General features: G+C 72.3%; 14 protein-coding genes and 1 tRNA gene. 7 read left to right on the top strand and 8 right to left on the bottom strand.

All coding sequences use genetic code 11. The features are described 5' to 3' along the window. Positions 1 to 35 precede the first annotated feature (35 nt). Positions 36 to 710, top strand: a complete 675-nt coding sequence (locus ACZ7MF_RS22495) for an SUKH-4 family immunity protein (protein ID WP_471479117.1) — start codon at positions 36 to 38, stop codon at positions 708 to 710. Here ACZ7MF_RS22495 and ACZ7MF_RS22500 read toward each other — a convergent pair. Next, positions 679 to 753 (bottom strand) — tRNA-Cys (locus ACZ7MF_RS22500). The genes ACZ7MF_RS22495 and ACZ7MF_RS22500 overlap by 32 nt on opposite strands. Positions 754 to 955: 202 nt before the next feature. Between ACZ7MF_RS22500 and ACZ7MF_RS22505 the strand changes: the two genes are divergently transcribed. The 4 genes from ACZ7MF_RS22505 to ACZ7MF_RS22520 all read left to right on the top strand — a co-directional run bounded on the left by ACZ7MF_RS22505 (position 956) and on the right by ACZ7MF_RS22520 (position 6191). Beyond that, entirely contained in the window at positions 956 to 2437 is a 1482-nt protein-coding gene (locus ACZ7MF_RS22505) for an MFS transporter (protein ID WP_471479119.1), read from the top strand. 155 nt (positions 2438 to 2592) lie between these two features. After that, positions 2593 to 4389, top strand: coding sequence for a DEAD/DEAH box helicase (locus tag ACZ7MF_RS22510; RefSeq protein WP_471479120.1), 1797 nt, complete (start codon positions 2593 to 2595; stop codon positions 4387 to 4389). A 301-nt stretch (positions 4390 to 4690) separates the two neighbouring features. Continuing rightward, the gene (locus ACZ7MF_RS22515; protein ID WP_471479122.1) at positions 4691 to 5353 is read left to right on the top strand and encodes an IclR family transcriptional regulator; all 663 of its coding nucleotides are present in this window, start codon (positions 4691 to 4693) and stop codon (positions 5351 to 5353) included. A 58-nt stretch (positions 5354 to 5411) separates the two neighbouring features. After that, complete coding sequence (locus ACZ7MF_RS22520; RefSeq protein WP_471479124.1) at positions 5412 to 6191, top strand: S16 family serine protease; 780 nt, start codon at positions 5412 to 5414, stop codon at positions 6189 to 6191. A gap of 21 nt (positions 6192 to 6212) precedes the next feature. On the opposite strand, the gene ACZ7MF_RS22525 is transcribed toward ACZ7MF_RS22520, so the two are convergent. The 5 genes from ACZ7MF_RS22525 to ACZ7MF_RS22545 are packed head-to-tail and all read right to left on the bottom strand — an operon-like array spanning position 6213 to position 10486. Next, positions 6213 to 7181: a glycine betaine ABC transporter substrate-binding protein gene (locus ACZ7MF_RS22525; protein ID WP_471479125.1), complete on the bottom strand. Its 969-nt coding sequence runs from the start codon at positions 7179 to 7181 to the stop codon at positions 6213 to 6215. Continuing rightward, positions 7178 to 8074, bottom strand: coding sequence for an ABC transporter permease (locus ACZ7MF_RS22530; protein WP_471479127.1), 897 nt, complete (start codon positions 8072 to 8074; stop codon positions 7178 to 7180). The genes ACZ7MF_RS22525 and ACZ7MF_RS22530 overlap by 4 nt, the downstream gene beginning before the upstream one ends. Continuing rightward, positions 8071 to 9321: a betaine/proline/choline family ABC transporter ATP-binding protein gene (locus ACZ7MF_RS22535; RefSeq protein WP_471479129.1), complete on the bottom strand. Its 1251-nt coding sequence runs from the start codon at positions 9319 to 9321 to the stop codon at positions 8071 to 8073. The genes ACZ7MF_RS22530 and ACZ7MF_RS22535 overlap by 4 nt, the downstream gene beginning before the upstream one ends. Then, on the bottom strand, positions 9314 to 9961 hold the full coding sequence (locus tag ACZ7MF_RS22540; protein WP_115742374.1) for an ABC transporter permease: 648 nt from the start codon (positions 9959 to 9961) through the stop codon (positions 9314 to 9316). Before ACZ7MF_RS22540 ends, ACZ7MF_RS22535 begins: the two co-directional genes overlap by 8 nt. 33 nt (positions 9962 to 9994) lie before the next feature. Beyond that, on the bottom strand, positions 9995 to 10486 hold the full coding sequence (locus ACZ7MF_RS22545; protein ID WP_109032672.1) for an Lrp/AsnC family transcriptional regulator: 492 nt from the start codon (positions 10484 to 10486) through the stop codon (positions 9995 to 9997). Between the two features lie 125 nt (positions 10487 to 10611). Here ACZ7MF_RS22545 and hppD point away from each other — a divergent pair, with 125 nt between their 5' ends. Further along, a complete protein-coding gene (gene hppD, locus ACZ7MF_RS22550; RefSeq protein ID WP_471479131.1) occupies positions 10612 to 11757 on the top strand; it encodes a 4-hydroxyphenylpyruvate dioxygenase in 1146 nt (381 codons plus the stop codon). A 23-nt stretch (positions 11758 to 11780) separates the two neighbouring features. On the opposite strand, the gene ACZ7MF_RS22555 is transcribed toward hppD, so the two are convergent. Continuing rightward, positions 11781 to 13217 (bottom strand): tetratricopeptide repeat protein, encoded by a 1437-nt coding sequence (locus ACZ7MF_RS22555; RefSeq protein WP_471479132.1) that lies wholly within the window; start codon positions 13215 to 13217, stop codon positions 11781 to 11783. Positions 13218 to 13308: 91 nt separating this feature from the next. Here ACZ7MF_RS22555 and ACZ7MF_RS22560 point away from each other — a divergent pair, with 91 nt between their 5' ends. Beyond that, positions 13309 to 14769 (top strand): FAD-binding oxidoreductase, encoded by a 1461-nt coding sequence (locus ACZ7MF_RS22560; RefSeq protein ID WP_471479134.1) that lies wholly within the window; start codon positions 13309 to 13311, stop codon positions 14767 to 14769. Positions 14770 to 14797: 28 nt separating this feature from the next. On the opposite strand, the gene ACZ7MF_RS22565 is transcribed toward ACZ7MF_RS22560, so the two are convergent. Next, positions 14798 to 15226, bottom strand: a complete 429-nt coding sequence (locus ACZ7MF_RS22565; protein WP_356858543.1) for an SsgA family sporulation/cell division regulator — start codon at positions 15224 to 15226, stop codon at positions 14798 to 14800. Positions 15227 to 15356: the final 130 nt, after the last annotated feature.

Raw genomic sequence — 15356 nt, forward strand, 5'->3', positions numbered from 1 at the left:
GGCACGCGGACGGCCACACTTTCTCGGGGGAGACGATGCACGCGGTCACCGGCGGTACGACGATCACGCGGGGCACCGCGACGGACGCCCGGACGGCGGGTCCCTCGCTGCTGACCCGGGTCCGCCTCGCCACGACGGTGGAGGACCCGTCCTGGACCCGCGGCGCGTCCCGGCGGCCCCAGGGGAGCGGCGAGCGGCCGTCGCTGTGGAACACGTCCACCCTGATGAGCTGCCTGCTCCTGGCGGTGAGCCACCGCGCGGAGCCAGGAGACTCCCGGGACCTGCCGCCCCGCTTCCTGGACCAGGAGTTCGGCCGCGACCGGGTGACGCGCTTCGAGGACATCGACTTCCCGAGGACCCTCACCCACGAGCCCACCCGCCGCTTCCTGCGCGAGACGGGCCTGCCCGAGGACGCCCACCCCTTCCGCCTCGACACGGAGGACCTGCCGCTGCCAACGCTGGCGGAGTACGGCGAGGACCACCCCGAGCACCCGGTCCCGGCGGACGCGGAGCACTTGATCCGCCTGGGACTGCTGGCGGACGGCGCCCACGTCGCCGTCGACGGCACGACGGGCACCGTCCTGACGTGGCGGGCGCCCGACGGCACCCTCCACCCCCTGATGGCGGACGTCTCCGCCCTCGCCCTCACCCTCTGGGCACTGCGCCGGGCGGCGCAGTTGGAGACCGTGGTGGGATTCGAACCCACGTAACAGGCTTTGCAGGCCGGCCCCTGGACCACTCGGGTACACGGTCGTGTTTGCGAACTCGAACTCGTTGACTCGACGGTAGGGCGGGGCGGGTGAGGTGCTCAAGGGATCCGGGCGGGCCGCAACACGACTGCCATGCGCCGTTCATCAACGGCCTCCCGGGCCGCCGGGTCGTACGACCAAGGTCCCGGTCCCGTACCGCCTCCCGACAGGGGTAAAAGCGGGCAGCGGCCCTTACTCTGGCGACCATGACCGTCCCTGAGCCCCGCGACACCGATGTCGCGGCCCCCGCCGAGCCCTCCGCCGGTACCGGCGGAGCCGCCGCTCCCGCCGCCCCCGACGAGACCGTGCTGAGCCGTGCCTACCGGGCGCTGAGCATCGGCATCGTCTCCGTCATCGTGCTGATCGCCTTCGAGGCGACGGCGGTCGGCACGGCGATGCCGGTGGCGGCGCGGGAGCTGGACGGGGTGTCGCTGTACGCGTTCGCGTTCTCGGGGTACTTCACGACCAGCCTGTTCGGGATGGTGCTCTCCGGTCAGTGGTCGGACCGGCGCGGGCCGCTGGCCCCGCTGACGACCGGCATCGCCGCCTTCGCGGCCGGGCTCGTGCTGTCCGGGACGGCGGGCGCGATGTGGCTGTTCATCCTCGGGCGGGCCGTGCAGGGGTTCGGCGGCGGGCTGGTGATCGTCGCGCTGTACGTCGTCGTCGGGCGGGCCTACCCGGAGCGGCTGCGGCCCGCGATCATGGCGGCGTTCGCGGCGGGCTGGGTGGTCCCGTCCGTCGTCGGACCGCTGGCCTCCGGCGCCGTGACCGAGCACCTCGGCTGGCGCTGGGTGTTCGTCGGCATCCCGGTGCTGGTGGTCGTCCCGCTCGCCCTCGCGCTGCCGCAGATACGCAGCCGCGCGTCCGGCGCCGTACGGGGAGCCGCGGAGGACGGGGACGCGCCGGCCTCCTTCGACGGCCGCCGGATCCGCCTCGCCCTCGCCATCTCGCTGGGCGCGGGCCTGCTCCAGTACGCCGCCCAGGACCTGCGCCCGATCTCCCTGCTGCCCGGCGCGGCGGGCGTGGCGCTGCTCGTCCCCGCCGTCCTCGGACTGCTGCCGCGCGGCACCTACCGGGCGGTGCGCGGCCTGCCCTCCGTGGTCCTGCTGCGCGGGGTGGCCGCGGGGTCCTTCATCGCCGCCGAGTCCTTCGTCCCGCTGATGCTGGTCACCCAGCGCGGACTGAGCCCGACGCTGGCCGGACTCTCCCTGGCGGCCGGCGGCGCGACCTGGGCCGGGGGCTCGTGGCTCCAGTCCCGGCCGCGTCTGGAGCCGTACCGGGAGCGTCTGATGGCCCTCGGCATGCTCCTGGTCGCGGCGGCCGTCGCGACGGCGCCGAGCGTGCTGATCGACGCCGTGCCGGCCTGGACGGTGGCCGTCGCCTGGGCCTTCGGCTGCTTCGGCATGGGCCTGGTGATCTCCTCCACCAGCGTGCTCCTGCTCAAGCTCTCCGCCCCCGAGGAGGCCGGCACCAACTCCGCCGCCCTCCAGATCTCCGACGGCCTCTCCAACGTCGTCCTGCTGTCGGCCGGGGGCGCGGCCTTCGCGGCCCTCGGCGGCGGCACGGTCAGCCACGCGGCCACCGAGGCCTCCGGCTCCCACCCGGCGGCGTTCGCGGCGGTGTTCCTGCCGATGGCGGCGGTGGCACTGGCCGGGGCGTGGGTGGCGACACGGGTGCGGGAGCGGTGAGCCTCCCGGACCCTCGTACCGCAGCCGGGCGCGGGTTGTGACGTCCGTCCCACCCGGGGGTGACCCGCCCCCGTGCGCGCGGTGAGCGCGCCGGCCCGCCGGTAGGGTGGCCCGGTTGTCATACGTGGCCGACCGCTCTACCCCCTTCGGAGACCGTGACTACCACCGCCAGCTCCAGCACCTCGCACCACCTGTCCCCGGCCTTCCCGGGCCGTGCCCCCTGGGGCACCGCCGGCAAGCTGCGGGCCTGGCAGGAGGGGGCGATGGAGAAGTACCTCCAGGACCAGCCCCGGGACTTCCTGGCCGTCGCCACCCCCGGCGCCGGAAAGACGACCTTCGCGCTGACGCTGGCGTCCTGGCTGCTGCACCACCACGTCGTGCAGCAGGTGACCGTCGTCGCGCCGACCGAGCACCTGAAGAAGCAGTGGGCCGAGGCCGCGGCGCGGATAGGGATCAAGCTGGACCCCGAGTACAGCGCGGGCCCGCTCAGCCGCGAGTACCAGGGCATCGCCATCACCTACGCGGGCGTCGGCGTGCGCCCCATGCTGCACCGCAACCGCGTCGAGCAGCGCAAGACCCTCGTCATCCTCGACGAAATCCACCACGCCGGTGACTCCAAGTCCTGGGGCGAGGCGTGCCTGGAGGCCTTCGAGCCCGCCACCCGCCGCCTCGCGCTCACCGGCACGCCGTTCCGCTCCGACACCAACCCCATCCCCTTCGTGGCGTACGAGGAGGGCAACGACGGCATCCGCCGCTCCGCCGCCGACTACACCTACGGGTACGGCTCCGCGCTCTCCGACGGTGTCGTGCGGCCCGTCATCTTCATGAGCTACAGCGGCAACATGCGCTGGCGGACGAAGGCGGGCGACGAGATCGCCGCACGCCTCGGCGAGCCGATGACCAAGGACGCCGTCAGCCAGGCCTGGCGCACCGCGCTCGACCCGCGAGGCGAGTGGATGCCGGCCGTGCTGCGCGCCGCCGACCAGCGGCTCACCGAGGTCAGGAAGGCCATCCCGGACGCCGGGGCGCTCGTCATCGCCGCCGACCAGGACTCCGCCCGCGCCTACGCGAAGCTGATCCGCGAGATCACCGGCGACAAGGCCACCGTCGTGCTGTCCGACGACACCGGCGCGTCCAAGAACATCGACGCGTTCAGCGCGAGCACCGACCGCTGGATGGTCGCCGTCCGCATGGTGTCCGAGGGCGTCGACGTCCCCCGCCTCGCGGTGGGCGTCTACGCCACCACCATCTCCACCCCCCTCTTCTTCGCCCAGGCGGTCGGCCGTTTCGTCCGTTCCCGGCGCCGCGGCGAGACCGCCTCGGTCTTCCTCCCGACCGTCCCGGACCTGCTCACGTTCGCGAACGAGATGGAGCGCGAGCGGGACCACGTCCTGGACAAGCCCAAGAAGGAGGGCGAGGAGGACCCCTATGCCGAGTCCGAGAAGGAGATGGACGAGGCGAACCGGGAGCAGGACGAGGACACCGGCGAGCAGGAGCAGTTCTCCTTCGAGGCGCTGGAGTCCGAGGCCACCTTCGACCGGGTCATGTACAACGGCGCCGAGTTCGGCATGCAGGCCCACCCGGGCAGCGAGGAGGAGCAGGACTACCTCGGTATCCCGGGCCTGCTGGAGCCCGACCAGGTGCAGATGCTGCTCCAGAAGCGGCAGGCCCGGCAGATCGCGCACAGCCGCAAGAAGCCCGACGAAGAGGCCGACCTGCTCGAACTGCCCGCCGACCGCCGCCCGGTGGTCTCGCACAAGGAGCTGATGGAGCTGCGCAAGCAGCTCAACACCATGGTCGGCGCCTACGTCCACCAGAGCGGCAAACCGCACGGCGTGATCCACACCGAACTGCGCCGCGTGTGCGGCGGCCCGCCCAGCGCCGAGGCGACCGGCGGCCAGCTGCGCCAGCGCATCGCCAAGGTCCAGGAGTGGGCGACGCGGATGAAGTGACCCGCGGGGCGCCGGTGCCGAGGGCGTGCGCGGTACGTACTGGGACAAACACAGGCGGTTGATAACGGTTGGCGCCCGGATTCTGGACGGAGCCTTCCGCTGAGCGAACCGGGTCCTTTACTGTCCCGCTACGCACGCCCCGTGGCAGCGCCGCCGCGGAGCGCAGCCGTGAAGCGACTGGGCCCGGGACAAGGCCGGGCCGTCAGCCGATCGGCGGCCTCTGAAGCGCGTCACTGACGGGACTCGGTGACGCATACCCCGCGAGGAGGGCCGCCGACCTCACCACTAAGGAGTGGGCGTCGTGACCGCGGAGACCTCTCAGACGCTCGACCGGGGACTGCGGGTCCTCAAACTGCTGGCCGATACGGACCACGGGCTGACCGTCACCGAGCTGTCCCACAAACTGGGCGTCAACCGGACCGTCGTGTACCGGTTGCTCGCCACGCTGGAGCAGCACGCACTCGTACGCCGCGATCTGGGCGGCCGCGCCCGCGTCGGCCTCGGCGTACTGGGCCTGGGCCGCCAGGTGCACCCCCTCGTCCGCGAGGCCGCCATGCCGGCCCTGCGCGCACTGGCCGAGGACATAGGGGCGACGGCCCACCTGACGCTGGTGGACGGCGCCGAGGCGCTGGCCGTCGCGGTCGTGGAGCCGACCTGGACGGACTACCACGTCGCCTACCGCGCGGGCTTCCGCCACCCCCTGGAACGGGGCGCCGCGGGCAAGGCGATCCTGGCCGCCCGCCAGCCGCCCCAGCCCCCCGGCGGCGAGACCGCGGACGACCCCGGCTACACCCTCACCCACGGCGAACTGGAGGCCGGCGCCTGCGGAGCGGCGGCCCCCCTGCTCGGCGTCACGGGGGTGGAGGGCAGCGTCGGCGTGGTCATGCTGGCCGACGTGGTCCCCGAACGAGTCGGCGAACGCGTGAAGCACGCCGCCCGGGAGGTGGCGGAGGCACTGCGGTGAGACGGGGTCGTGCCCGGGCGTCGGAGCCACGGGGATCGCGCCACGTTAGATTGACTCCGTGCTCTCTCGTCTCACGCGTCCCCAGTTCCTCGCCGTCTGCGGTCTGCCCGTCGTGGCGCTGCTCGCGACCGCCGTGTTCGCGCCCCTGCCGTTCTCCGTGGCGCAGCCGGGGCTGACGGCCGACGTGCTGGGGAAGAACCAGGGCGCCGAGGTGATCACGATCAGCGGCGCGCCGACGCACGACACCAGCGGTCAGCTGCGGATGACGACGATCGAGGCGACCGGGCCGGACGCGAGCATCCACCTCGGGGACGTGCTCGGCAGCTGGTTCGACACCGACCGGGCCGTGATGCCGCGCGACGCCGTCTACCCGAGCGGCGACGACGTGAGCGAGATCGAGCAGTACAACCAGGAGCAGATGAAGGAGTCGCAGGACTCGGCCACCACGGCCGCGCTCCGGTATCTGCGGATGGACAAGGGCGACGTCGACGTCAAGCTCCGGCTGGAGGACGTCGGCGGGCCCAGCGCCGGGCTGCTGTTCTCGCTCGGCATCGTCGACAAGCTCGGCGCCGGGGACCTGACCGGGGGCAAGGTCGTCGCCGGGACCGGGACCATCACCGACGGCGGCAAGGTCGGTGCCGTCGGCGGGGTTCCGCTCAAGACGCAGGCCGCCCGGCGGGACGGGGCCACCGTCTTCCTGGTGCCGAAGGCCGAGTGCTCGGACGCGCGGGCCGAGCTGCCGAAGGGGCTCCGGCTGATCCCGGTGACGACGCTCAAGGGCGCCGTCGACTCGCTGAAGGCGCTGGAGAGCGGGAAGGGGAGCGTCCCCGCCTGCTGAGCACCGCGGCCCCGGACCTCACTACCCCTCCTTCACGAAGCCCTTCTCCTTCATCCAGTCCAGCGCCACCTGGTGCGGGTCCTCGCCGTCCACGTCGACCTTCGCGTTCAGGGTCTGCGCCACGTCGTTGGTCAGGGCCTCCGTGACCGGGTCCAGGACGGACGCGATCGCCGGCCACTTCTTCAGGGTGGCCGTGCGGACCATGGGCGCCGCGTTGTAGTTCGGGAAGAACTTCTTGTCGTCCTCCATCACCACCAGGTTCATGGACTTGATCCGCCCGTCGGTGGTGTACACCTCGCCGTAGGTGCAGGCGCCCTTCGCGGTCTGGGTGTAGATGATGCCGGTGTCCATCTGCGTGATGTTCCCGGCGGGCAGCGACATGCCGTACGCCTTCTCCAGGCCCGGCAGGCCGTCCGCGCGGTTGGCGAACTCGCCCTCCACACACAGCGTCACCGCGCCCGGGTCCGACTTGGACAGGGCGGTGACCTCCGAGAGGGTCTTCGTCCGGTACTTCTTGTAGTTGGCCTGGTTCATCGCCAACGCGTACGTGTTGTTCAGGCGGGCCGGCTCCAGCCACGTCAGGCCCTTCTTCGCGTCGGCCTCCTTCACCGCCTTCCACTGCTGCTCCGGGTCGGGGATCGGCTTGCTGTTGCCCAGGTACGTGATCCACGCGGTGCCGGTGTACTCGTACGTGGCGTCGGCGTCACCGTTCTCGACCGCCGCGCGGGTGCCCACCGAGCCCTGGATGCCGGTGCGGTCGAGCACCTCCGCCCCGGCCGCCTCGAAGGCGATGCCCATGATCGCGCCGAGGACCAGCTGCTCGGTGAACTCCTTCGACGTGACCGTCAGATCGGCGCCCTCCAGGGGGCGTCCCTTCCCGATCGAGCCCGGCTCCACGTCGTCGACCATCGGGGAGCCGCTGGTCAGACCGCACCCGGCGGAGGCGGAAAGGAGTGCGGCGGCCAGCGCCCAGCAGGTACGCCGTCTCATGTGCCCACCTCCAGGCCCCGCGGCCGCAGCAGCAGCTCCGCCAGTGAGGCCAGCCAGTCCACCAGCAGCGCCAGGGCGACGGTGAGGATCGAACCGAGGACCAGCACCGGCATCCGCTGGCTGGTGATGCCGGTGGTGATCAGGACGCCCAGGCCACCGCCGCCGCCGAAGGTGGCCAGCGTCGCCGTACCGACGTTCAGGACCAGGGCCGTGCGCACGCCGGCCAGGATGAGCGGGACGGCCAGCGGGAGTTCCACCCGGGTGAGCACGCCCAGCGGGGACATGCCGATGCCGCGGGCGGCCTCCAGGAGCGTCGGGTCGTTCGCCTTCAGGCCGGCGATGGTGTTGGAGAGGACGGGCAGGATGGCGTAGATGATGATGCCGATCAGGGCGGCCCGGCGGCCGATGCCCAGCCAGATCACCAGCAGCGCCAGCAGGCCGATCGCCGGGGTCGCCTGGCCCATGTTGGCGAACGCCATCGCGAACGGGGTCGCCTTCCGGAACGCCCTGCGGGTGAGCAGGATGCCCAGCGGGATCGCGATGATCAGTACGAAGAAGGTGGAGATCACGGTCAGCTGGACGTGCTGCCACAGGGCCTTGGTGACCTGGCCGTTGCCCAGGGCGTTCCGGCTGAGCGCGTCCAGGTCCGCCTGCCGGAACCACAGCCAGGTCGCCAGCAGTACGGCGATCAGCACGACCGGCAGGAAGGTCAGCTTGCGCCAGCCGACCCGGGGGCCCGCCGCCACCGGCGACGGCGGCGCTGTCCCGCCCTGCCCCCCGCCCTCCGCCTCGTCCCCGTTCTCGCCCCCGCCCTCGTCCCGGAAGGCGAGCCCCTTGACCTCGTGCTCGCCCTCGGGGCGGCGGCCGGGGGAGGGGCGGGCGGAGCTGCTCACGCGCGGCCTCCGACCTCGCCGAAGCCCTCCTGCTCGGTGTGTGTCTGCGTGGCCCGGGTCTCCTCCAGATCGTGCTGGTGCTCCAGCGCGTCCAGCCGGTCGGCCTCCAGCAGCTCGTGCACGGAGTTCATCAGCGTCTCCATGTCGACGACGCCCTCGTACGCGCCGCGCCGCCCGGTGACCGCGACCCGCCCCGCGTTGTCGGTGAGCACCGCCTCCAGCGCGTCCCGCAGCGTCGCGTCCCGGGTCACCGTGTCGTGGACCAGCGTCCCGGCCCGCGCCAGCGAGCCCCTGGCCCGCATCAGGTCGCCGCGCCGCAGCCACTTGTAGGGGCGCCCGCGTCGGTCCAGGAGCAGGATCTCGTTGGTGCCCGAATCCCGCAGCCGGTCGAAGATGTGCTGGAGCGGGTCCTCCACGGTCACCGTCGGGTAGTCCGTGATGCCCACGTCCCGCACCCGGGTCAGGTTCAGGCGCTTGAGGGCCGCGCCCGCCCCCACGAAGCCGGACACGAAGTCGTCCGCCGGGTTGGTGAGGATCGCCTCCGGGGTGTCGAACTGCGCGATGTGGGAGCGTTCGCGGAGCACGGCGATCCGGTCGCCCAGCTTGATCGCCTCGTCGAAGTCGTGGGTGACGAAGACGATCGTCTTGTGCAGTTCGTGCTGGAGGCGGATCAGCTCGTCCTGGAGGTGGTCCCGGGTGATCGGGTCGACCGCGCCGAACGGCTCGTCCATCAGCAGCACGGGCGGGTCGGCCGCCAGCGCCCGCGCCACCCCCACCCGCTGCTGCTGGCCGCCGGACAGCTGGCGCGGATAGCGGCCGTGGAACTCCCCGGCGTCCAGGCCGACCAGGTCCAGCATCTCCTCCACCCGCTCCCGGATCCGCGCCTTCGACCAGCCGATCATCTTCGGCACCAGCGCGATGTTCTGGGCGACGGTCATGTGCGGGAAGAGACCGGAGGACTGGATCGCGTAGCCGACCTTGCGGCGCAGCTTCACCGGGTCGATGTCGGTGACGTCTTCGCCGTTGATGCGGATGCGGCCGCCGCTGGGCTCGATCAGCCGGTTGATCATCTTCAGGGTGGTGGACTTCCCGCAGCCCGAGGGGCCCACGAAGATGACCGTCTCCCCGGCCTTGATCTCCATCGACACGTTCTCGACGGCGGGCTGCGGAGTGCCCGGGTAGCGCTTGGTGAGGGCCTCCAGCTCGATGGTCGCCCCGGTGGCGCTGTCGTGACCGTTCTCAGACACGGATCCCCCTCGGAATGGTCAGCCGTCCCAGCAGCACGTACGCCGCGTCGAACAGCAGGGCCAGGACGATGATCCCGAGCGTGCCCGCGAGGACCTGATTGAGCGCGTTCTTGCTGCCCAGCGAGGCGATCCCGCGGAAGATCTCGTTGCCGAGGCCCGGCCCGGAGGCGTAGGCGGCGATCGCCGCGATGCCCATCAGCATCTGTGTGGAGACCCGGATGCCGGTCAGGATCGGCGGCCAGGCCAGCGGCAGCTCCACCCGCAGCAGCCGCGCCGGACGCGACATCCCGATGCCCTTGGCCGCGTCCACCAGCGCCGGGTCCACCCCGCGCAGGCCCACGATCGAGTTCCGCACGATCGGCAGCAGCCCGTACAGGGTCAGCGCCGTCACCGTCGGCGGCACGCCGAGGCCGACGATCGGGATGAGCAGACCGATCATCGCCAGCGACGGGATGGTGAGGATGGTCGACGTGGACAGGGTCGCCAGGTTCCCCGCCCAGTCGCTGCGGTAGGTGAGGACACCGATCAGCACCCCGATCAGGGTCGCCACGACCATGCACTGGAAGACCGCGCTGGCGTGCTGGTAGGCGTCGGCGAGCAACTGCTGGTGGCGGCTGCCCAGAAAGTCCCAGAAGTTCACGTCCGCTCACCTCCGGGATCGGGCCGGCCTGCCTCAGTCGTGTCCGCCGCTGTCCCCGGCCGCCTGCTCCACCAGCGGGATGATCCGCAGCGGAACGGGGTTCTCCATGACGATCGCCGTGGCGGCCCGGACGATGCCATCAAAACCGACAACCCGGTCGATCACCCGCTGGAGATCGGCGTTCGAGCGGGCCACGAGGCGGCACAGCATGTCCCCGGTGCCGGTCGTGGTGTGCAGCTCCAGCACCTCTGGCACCGTCGCCAAGTGCGCCCGTACGTCGGCCCCTTGACCCTGCCGGATCTCCAGCGTGGCGAAGGCGGTGACCGGGTAGCCGAGGGCTGCCGGGTCCACCTCGGGACCGAAGCCGCGGATGACTCCGTTCGACTGAAGCCGGTCGAGCCGCGCCTGCGCGGTGCCGCGCGCCACCCCGAGCCGCCGGGACATCTCCAGCACCCCGATCCGCGGCTCCCGTGCCAGCAGACCGATGATCCGCCCGTCCAGCCGGTCGATCCCCGTACCCGCCATACCCACACCCTCCCTGCTGGTCATCCTGTACAGATCGCCCGCCCGTACCGGCAGAGCACTGGTCATGTTGCCCACTGAAAACGCAAACTATTGCGCACCTTGCGAACAGGGGAGAACCTGCGGCTATGACGCAGACCACACACCACACTCCCGACACCGCCCGGCAGGCCGACCCCTTCCCGGTCAAGGGAATGGACGCGGTCGTCTTCGCCGTGGGCAACGCCAAGCAGGCCGCGCACTACTACTCCACCGCCTTCGGCATGAAGCTGGTCGCGTACTCCGGACCGGAGAACGGCAGCCGGGAGACCGCGAGCTACGTCCTGGAGAGCGGCTCCGCCCGCTTCGTGTTCACCTCGGTGATCAAGCCCTCGACCGACTGGGGCACCTTCCTGGCCCAGCACGTCGCCGAGCACGGCGACGGCGTCGTCGACCTGGCCATCGAGGTGCCGGACGCGCGCGCCGCCCACGCCTACGCCGTCGAGCACGGCGCCCGCTCGCTCGCCGAGCCGCACGAGGTCAAGGACGAGCACGGCACCGTCGTCCTCGCCGCCATCGCCACCTACGGCGAGACCCGGCACACCCTCGTGGAGCGCACCGGCTACGACGGCCCGTACCTGCCCGGGTACGTCGCCGCCAAGCCGATGGTCGCCCCGCCCGAGCAGCGTGTCTTCCAGGCCGTGGACCACTGCGTCGGCAACGTCGAACTCGGCCGCATGAACGAGTGGGTCGGCTTCTACAACAAGGTCATGGGCTTCACGAACATGAAGGAGTTCGTGGGCGACGACATCGCCACCGAGTACAGCGCGCTGATGTCGAAGGTCGTGGCCGACGGCACCCTCAAGGTGAAGTTCCCGATCAACGAGCCCGCCGTCGCCAAGAAGAAGTCCCAGATCGACGAGTACCTGGAGTTCTACGGCGGCGCCGGCGTCCAGCACATCGCGCTGAACACCAACGACATCGTGTCGACCGTCCGCGCGATGAGGGCGGCCGGCGTCGAGTTCCTGGACACCCCCGACTCGTACTACGACACGCTCGGCGAGTGGGCCGGCGAGACCCGGGTGCCCGTCGACATCCTGCGCGAGCTGAAGATCCTCGTCGACCGGGACGAGGACGGCTACCTGCTGCAGATCTTCACCAAGCCGGTCCAGGACCGTCCGACGGTCTTCTTCGAGATGATCGAGCGTCACGGCTCCATGGGCTTCGGCAAGGGCAACTTCAAGGCCCTGTTCGAGGCGATCGAGCGCGAGCAGGAGAAGCGCGGCAACCTCTGAGACCAGCTCCGCACCGGCAGATCTCAGGCGGGCGGGCCCTCCACCGGGGGCTCGCCCAGCTCCGCCAGCGCCCGCTTCGCCTCCGGCACCCGCAGCGGCGAGAAGTACGGATTGATCGTCAGCGCCTCCCCGAGGTGCCGCCGCGCGGGCGCGTGCTGCCCCAGCTCCTTCTCGATCACCCCCCGGTGGAACACGTACAGCGCGCTGCGCACCCCGCCGCCCTTGTCGCCGTCGGTCGCGATCGTCGCGAACTCCAGCGCCTCCTCGTCCGCACCGGCGCGGTGCAGTGCCCAGCCCAGCGCGTCGGCCACCGCGGTCCCCGGCTGCCGCCCCCACTCGGCCCGCAGCCGCTCCACCGCCGCCGCCGGATCGCCGTGGTCCGCGTCCAGCCGCCCCAGCACCAGCTGCTCGTCGGCCCCGGCCGCCTCCGCGCCCCGCGCCCGCTCCCGCAGCAGGTCGTACTCCACCCGCGCCGCCTGGCCGAGGCCCAGCGACTCGTACAGCTCGCCCAGCTCCAGCGCGTACTCGGGGCTCGGCCGCTTGGCCAGCGCCGCCTGGTACGCCGACAGCGCCTCCGTCGTCCGGCCCAGCGCCGCCAGCGCCCGGCCCTGCCCGGCCTGCGCGGCCCGCTGGTCCGGGTCGGTGCGCAGCGCCTCCTGGAAGAAGCGCAGCGCCTCCTCGCGGTCCCCGCGCTCGAACGCCAGCCGCCCGGCCTGCTCCAGGTACGCCGCCCGCTCGGCCGGTGCCCCGGCGGCGGCCGCGGCGTCCGAGATCCGGGCCGCCGCGTCCTCCCGCCAGCCCCGGTCCCGGTAGACGGCCGCCGCCAGCGCGCCCACCGCCGCGGTGCCCGGGCGCAGCTCCATCACCTTGTCCAGGGCGCGGCCCACGCCCTTGTCGTCGCCGAGCCCGGTGTAGGCGCCGATCAGCACCGCGTGCGCCGTCCACCGCTTCGGCGCGGCCTTCACCGCGCTCTCGCCCCACTTCTTCGCCGCCGGGAAGTCCCGGCGGGCCACCGCCAGCGCCGCGAGCCCCTCCAGGGCCTGCGGGTTGCGCTCCGGTCCCGTCTTCAGCGAGGTGCGCAGCGCCTTCTCGGCCTTCGGCCAGTTCGCGCCGTCGGCCGTCCGGCGGCCCTGCTCCACGTACGCGGCGCCGAGCACCGCCCACGACGCCCCGTCCAGCGGATGCGCCCGCAGATGGGTCTCCCGGTCGCCGATCAGCGCGGCCAGGTCCGGCAGCGCGGCCGGCACACCGGTGGTGACCGCCCCGCGCGCCAGCGCCGCGGGCCCCGGCGCGGGCGGGGGAGCATCACCGGCTCCCCAGGGGAGCAGCACCAGGACCCCGCCGAGTACGGCGGCCCCGGCGACGGAGGCGATCAGCACCCGGCGCCCACGGCGCGACCGCCGCCCGGGTGCCGGTGCCCCGCCCTGTTCCCGCCGGGTGAGCCTCTCCATGACCTCCATGGCGCCCACTGTGCGCCCATATGACGATCACACCGGGCAGGCGACGGCAGCCGCCCGCGGGGTTCACACCGATGGCCGTGGATGCGAGCCTGTGATCATGAGCCGTATCGAAGCGCCTCGCGACGAAGACGACGCAGCCGCGACGGTCCACCGCACCCCCGGCGACCGGAGCACCCTCGGCGATCGGAGCACTCTCGTCGACCGGCTGCTGGCCGGTCTGCCCGCCGCGTCGGTCCTCACCGACCCCGACGTCACGTCCGCCTACGCCAACGACATGGCCAGTTTCTGCCCGGCCGGCGCCCCCGCCGCGGTCGTCCTGCCGCGCACCGTGGAGGACGTCCAGCACGTCATGCGCACCGCCACCGAGCTGCGCGTACCCGTGGTCCCGCAGGGCGCCCGCACCGGCCTGTCCGGCGCGGCCAACGCCACCGACGGCTGCGTGGTCCTCTCCCTGACGAAGATGGACCGCATCCTGGAGATCAACCCGGTCGACCGCGTCGCCGTCGTCGAACCGGGCGTCGTCAACGCCGCGCTCTCCCGCGCGGTGAACGAACACGGCCTCTACTACCCGCCGGACCCCTCCAGCTGGGAGATGTGCACCATCGGCGGCAACATCGGCACCGCCTCGGGCGGCCTGTGCTGCGTCAAGTACGGGGTGACCGCCGAGTACGTCCTCGGCCTCGACGTCGTCCTCGCCGACGGCCGCCTGATGTCCACCGGCCGCCGCACCGCCAAGGGCGTCGCCGGGTACGACCTCACCCGGCTCTTCGTCGGCTCCGAGGGCTCACTCGGCATCGTCGTGAAGGCCGTCCTGGGGCTGCGTCCCCAGCCGCCCGAGCAGCTGGTGCTGGCCGCCGAGTTCGCCTCCGCGTCCGCCGCCTGCGACGCGATCTGCCGGATCATGGAAGGGGGTCACGTCCCCTCCCTCCTCGAACTGATGGACCGTACGACCGTCAAGGCGGTGAACGACCTCGCCCACATGGGCCTGCCGGAGACCACCGAGGCCCTGCTCCTCGCCGCCTTCGACACCGCCGACCCGGCCGCCGACCTCGCCGCCGTCGGCGCCCTGTGCGAGGCCGCGGGCGCCACGCAGGTGGTCCCGGCCGAGGACGCCGCCGAGTCCGAACTCCTCCTCCAGGCCAGGCGCCTGGCCCTCACCGCCCTCGAAGCCGTCAAGGGCACCACGATGATCGACGACGTGTGCGTGCCCCGCTCCCGGCTCGGCGACATGCTGGCGGGCATCGAGCGCGTCGGCGCCAAGTACGGCCTCACCATCGGGGTCTGCGCCCACGCGGGCGACGGCAACACCCACCCCACCGTCTGCTTCGACGCCCAGGACCCCGACGAGTCCCGGCGGGCCCGCGAGTCCTTCGACGAGATCATGGCGCTCGGCCTGGAACTCGGCGGCACCATCACCGGCGAGCACGGCGTGGGCGTCCTGAAGAAGGAGTGGCTGGCGCGGGAGATCGGCCCGGTGGGCCTGGAGATGCAGCGGGCCGTCAAACAGGTCTTCGACCCGCTGGGCATCCTCAACCCGGGCAAGCTCTTCTGACGTTCGCTCCTTCGTCCCGTGCCGCTCCTCACCGGGCGAGCAGCTCGGCCAGCCCGTCGTCGATCCCGAGCTGCGCGCCCTCGGTCCCCGGCGGCACCGCCCGCAGGGTCCGCTCCAGCCAGGCCGACACCTGGGGCGTGGGCGCCTCCAGCAGGGCGTCGCCGTCCGGGCTGCTCAGCGCGACGAGTACGACGCTGCGGCCCTCCGTCTTCGACGGCCACACCCGCACGTCCCCGTGCCCCGACGGCCGGAAGACGCCCTCCACCAGGAGGTCGCGGGCGAACGTCCAGTGCACCGGGTGGCCGGAGTCGATGTGGAAGGTGATGTGCACGGCGTAGGGATCGTCCGTGTGGTAGCCGAGCCTGGCCGGCACCGGGATGCCGCTCTCGGGCGACAGGATGAGCCTCAGCTCCAGCTCGCGTTCCACGACGATGGGGCCGGTGGGGTTGGTGTGCATGGCGGGTTCCTCTCCCGAGTCTCGTACGTCCTTGCCCGGAGAGAGCGGGCCGGGCCCGGAGCATTACGCGGGTCCGGGGAACTTTTTTCCGCACCCCGGACCGGGGCCCGGCCCGGATGTGAAGGTCCCG

This window comes from Streptomyces sp. NPDC111628 (genome assembly GCF_055635195.1).

What these genes read in the sequence shown, in the direction of transcription:
- ACZ7MF_RS22495 (WP_471479117.1), top strand. Translation starts at nt 36, where the DNA reads ATGCACGCGGTCACCGGCGGTACGACGATCACGCGGGGCACCGCGACG.
- ACZ7MF_RS22545 (WP_109032672.1), bottom strand. Translation starts at nt 10,486, where the DNA reads ATGGCGGGTACGGGGATCGACCGGCTGGACGGGCGGATCATCGGTCTG.
- ACZ7MF_RS22555 (WP_471479132.1), bottom strand. Translation starts at nt 13,217, where the DNA reads ATGGAGGTCATGGAGAGGCTCACCCGGCGGGAACAGGGCGGGGCACCG.
- ACZ7MF_RS22505 (WP_471479119.1), top strand. Translation starts at nt 956, where the DNA reads ATGACCGTCCCTGAGCCCCGCGACACCGATGTCGCGGCCCCCGCCGAG.
- hppD (WP_471479131.1), top strand. Translation starts at nt 10,612, where the DNA reads ATGACGCAGACCACACACCACACTCCCGACACCGCCCGGCAGGCCGAC.
- ACZ7MF_RS22565 (WP_356858543.1), bottom strand. Translation starts at nt 15,226, where the DNA reads ATGCACACCAACCCCACCGGCCCCATCGTCGTGGAACGCGAGCTGGAG.
- ACZ7MF_RS22525 (WP_471479125.1), bottom strand. Translation starts at nt 7,181, where the DNA reads ATGAGACGGCGTACCTGCTGGGCGCTGGCCGCCGCACTCCTTTCCGCC.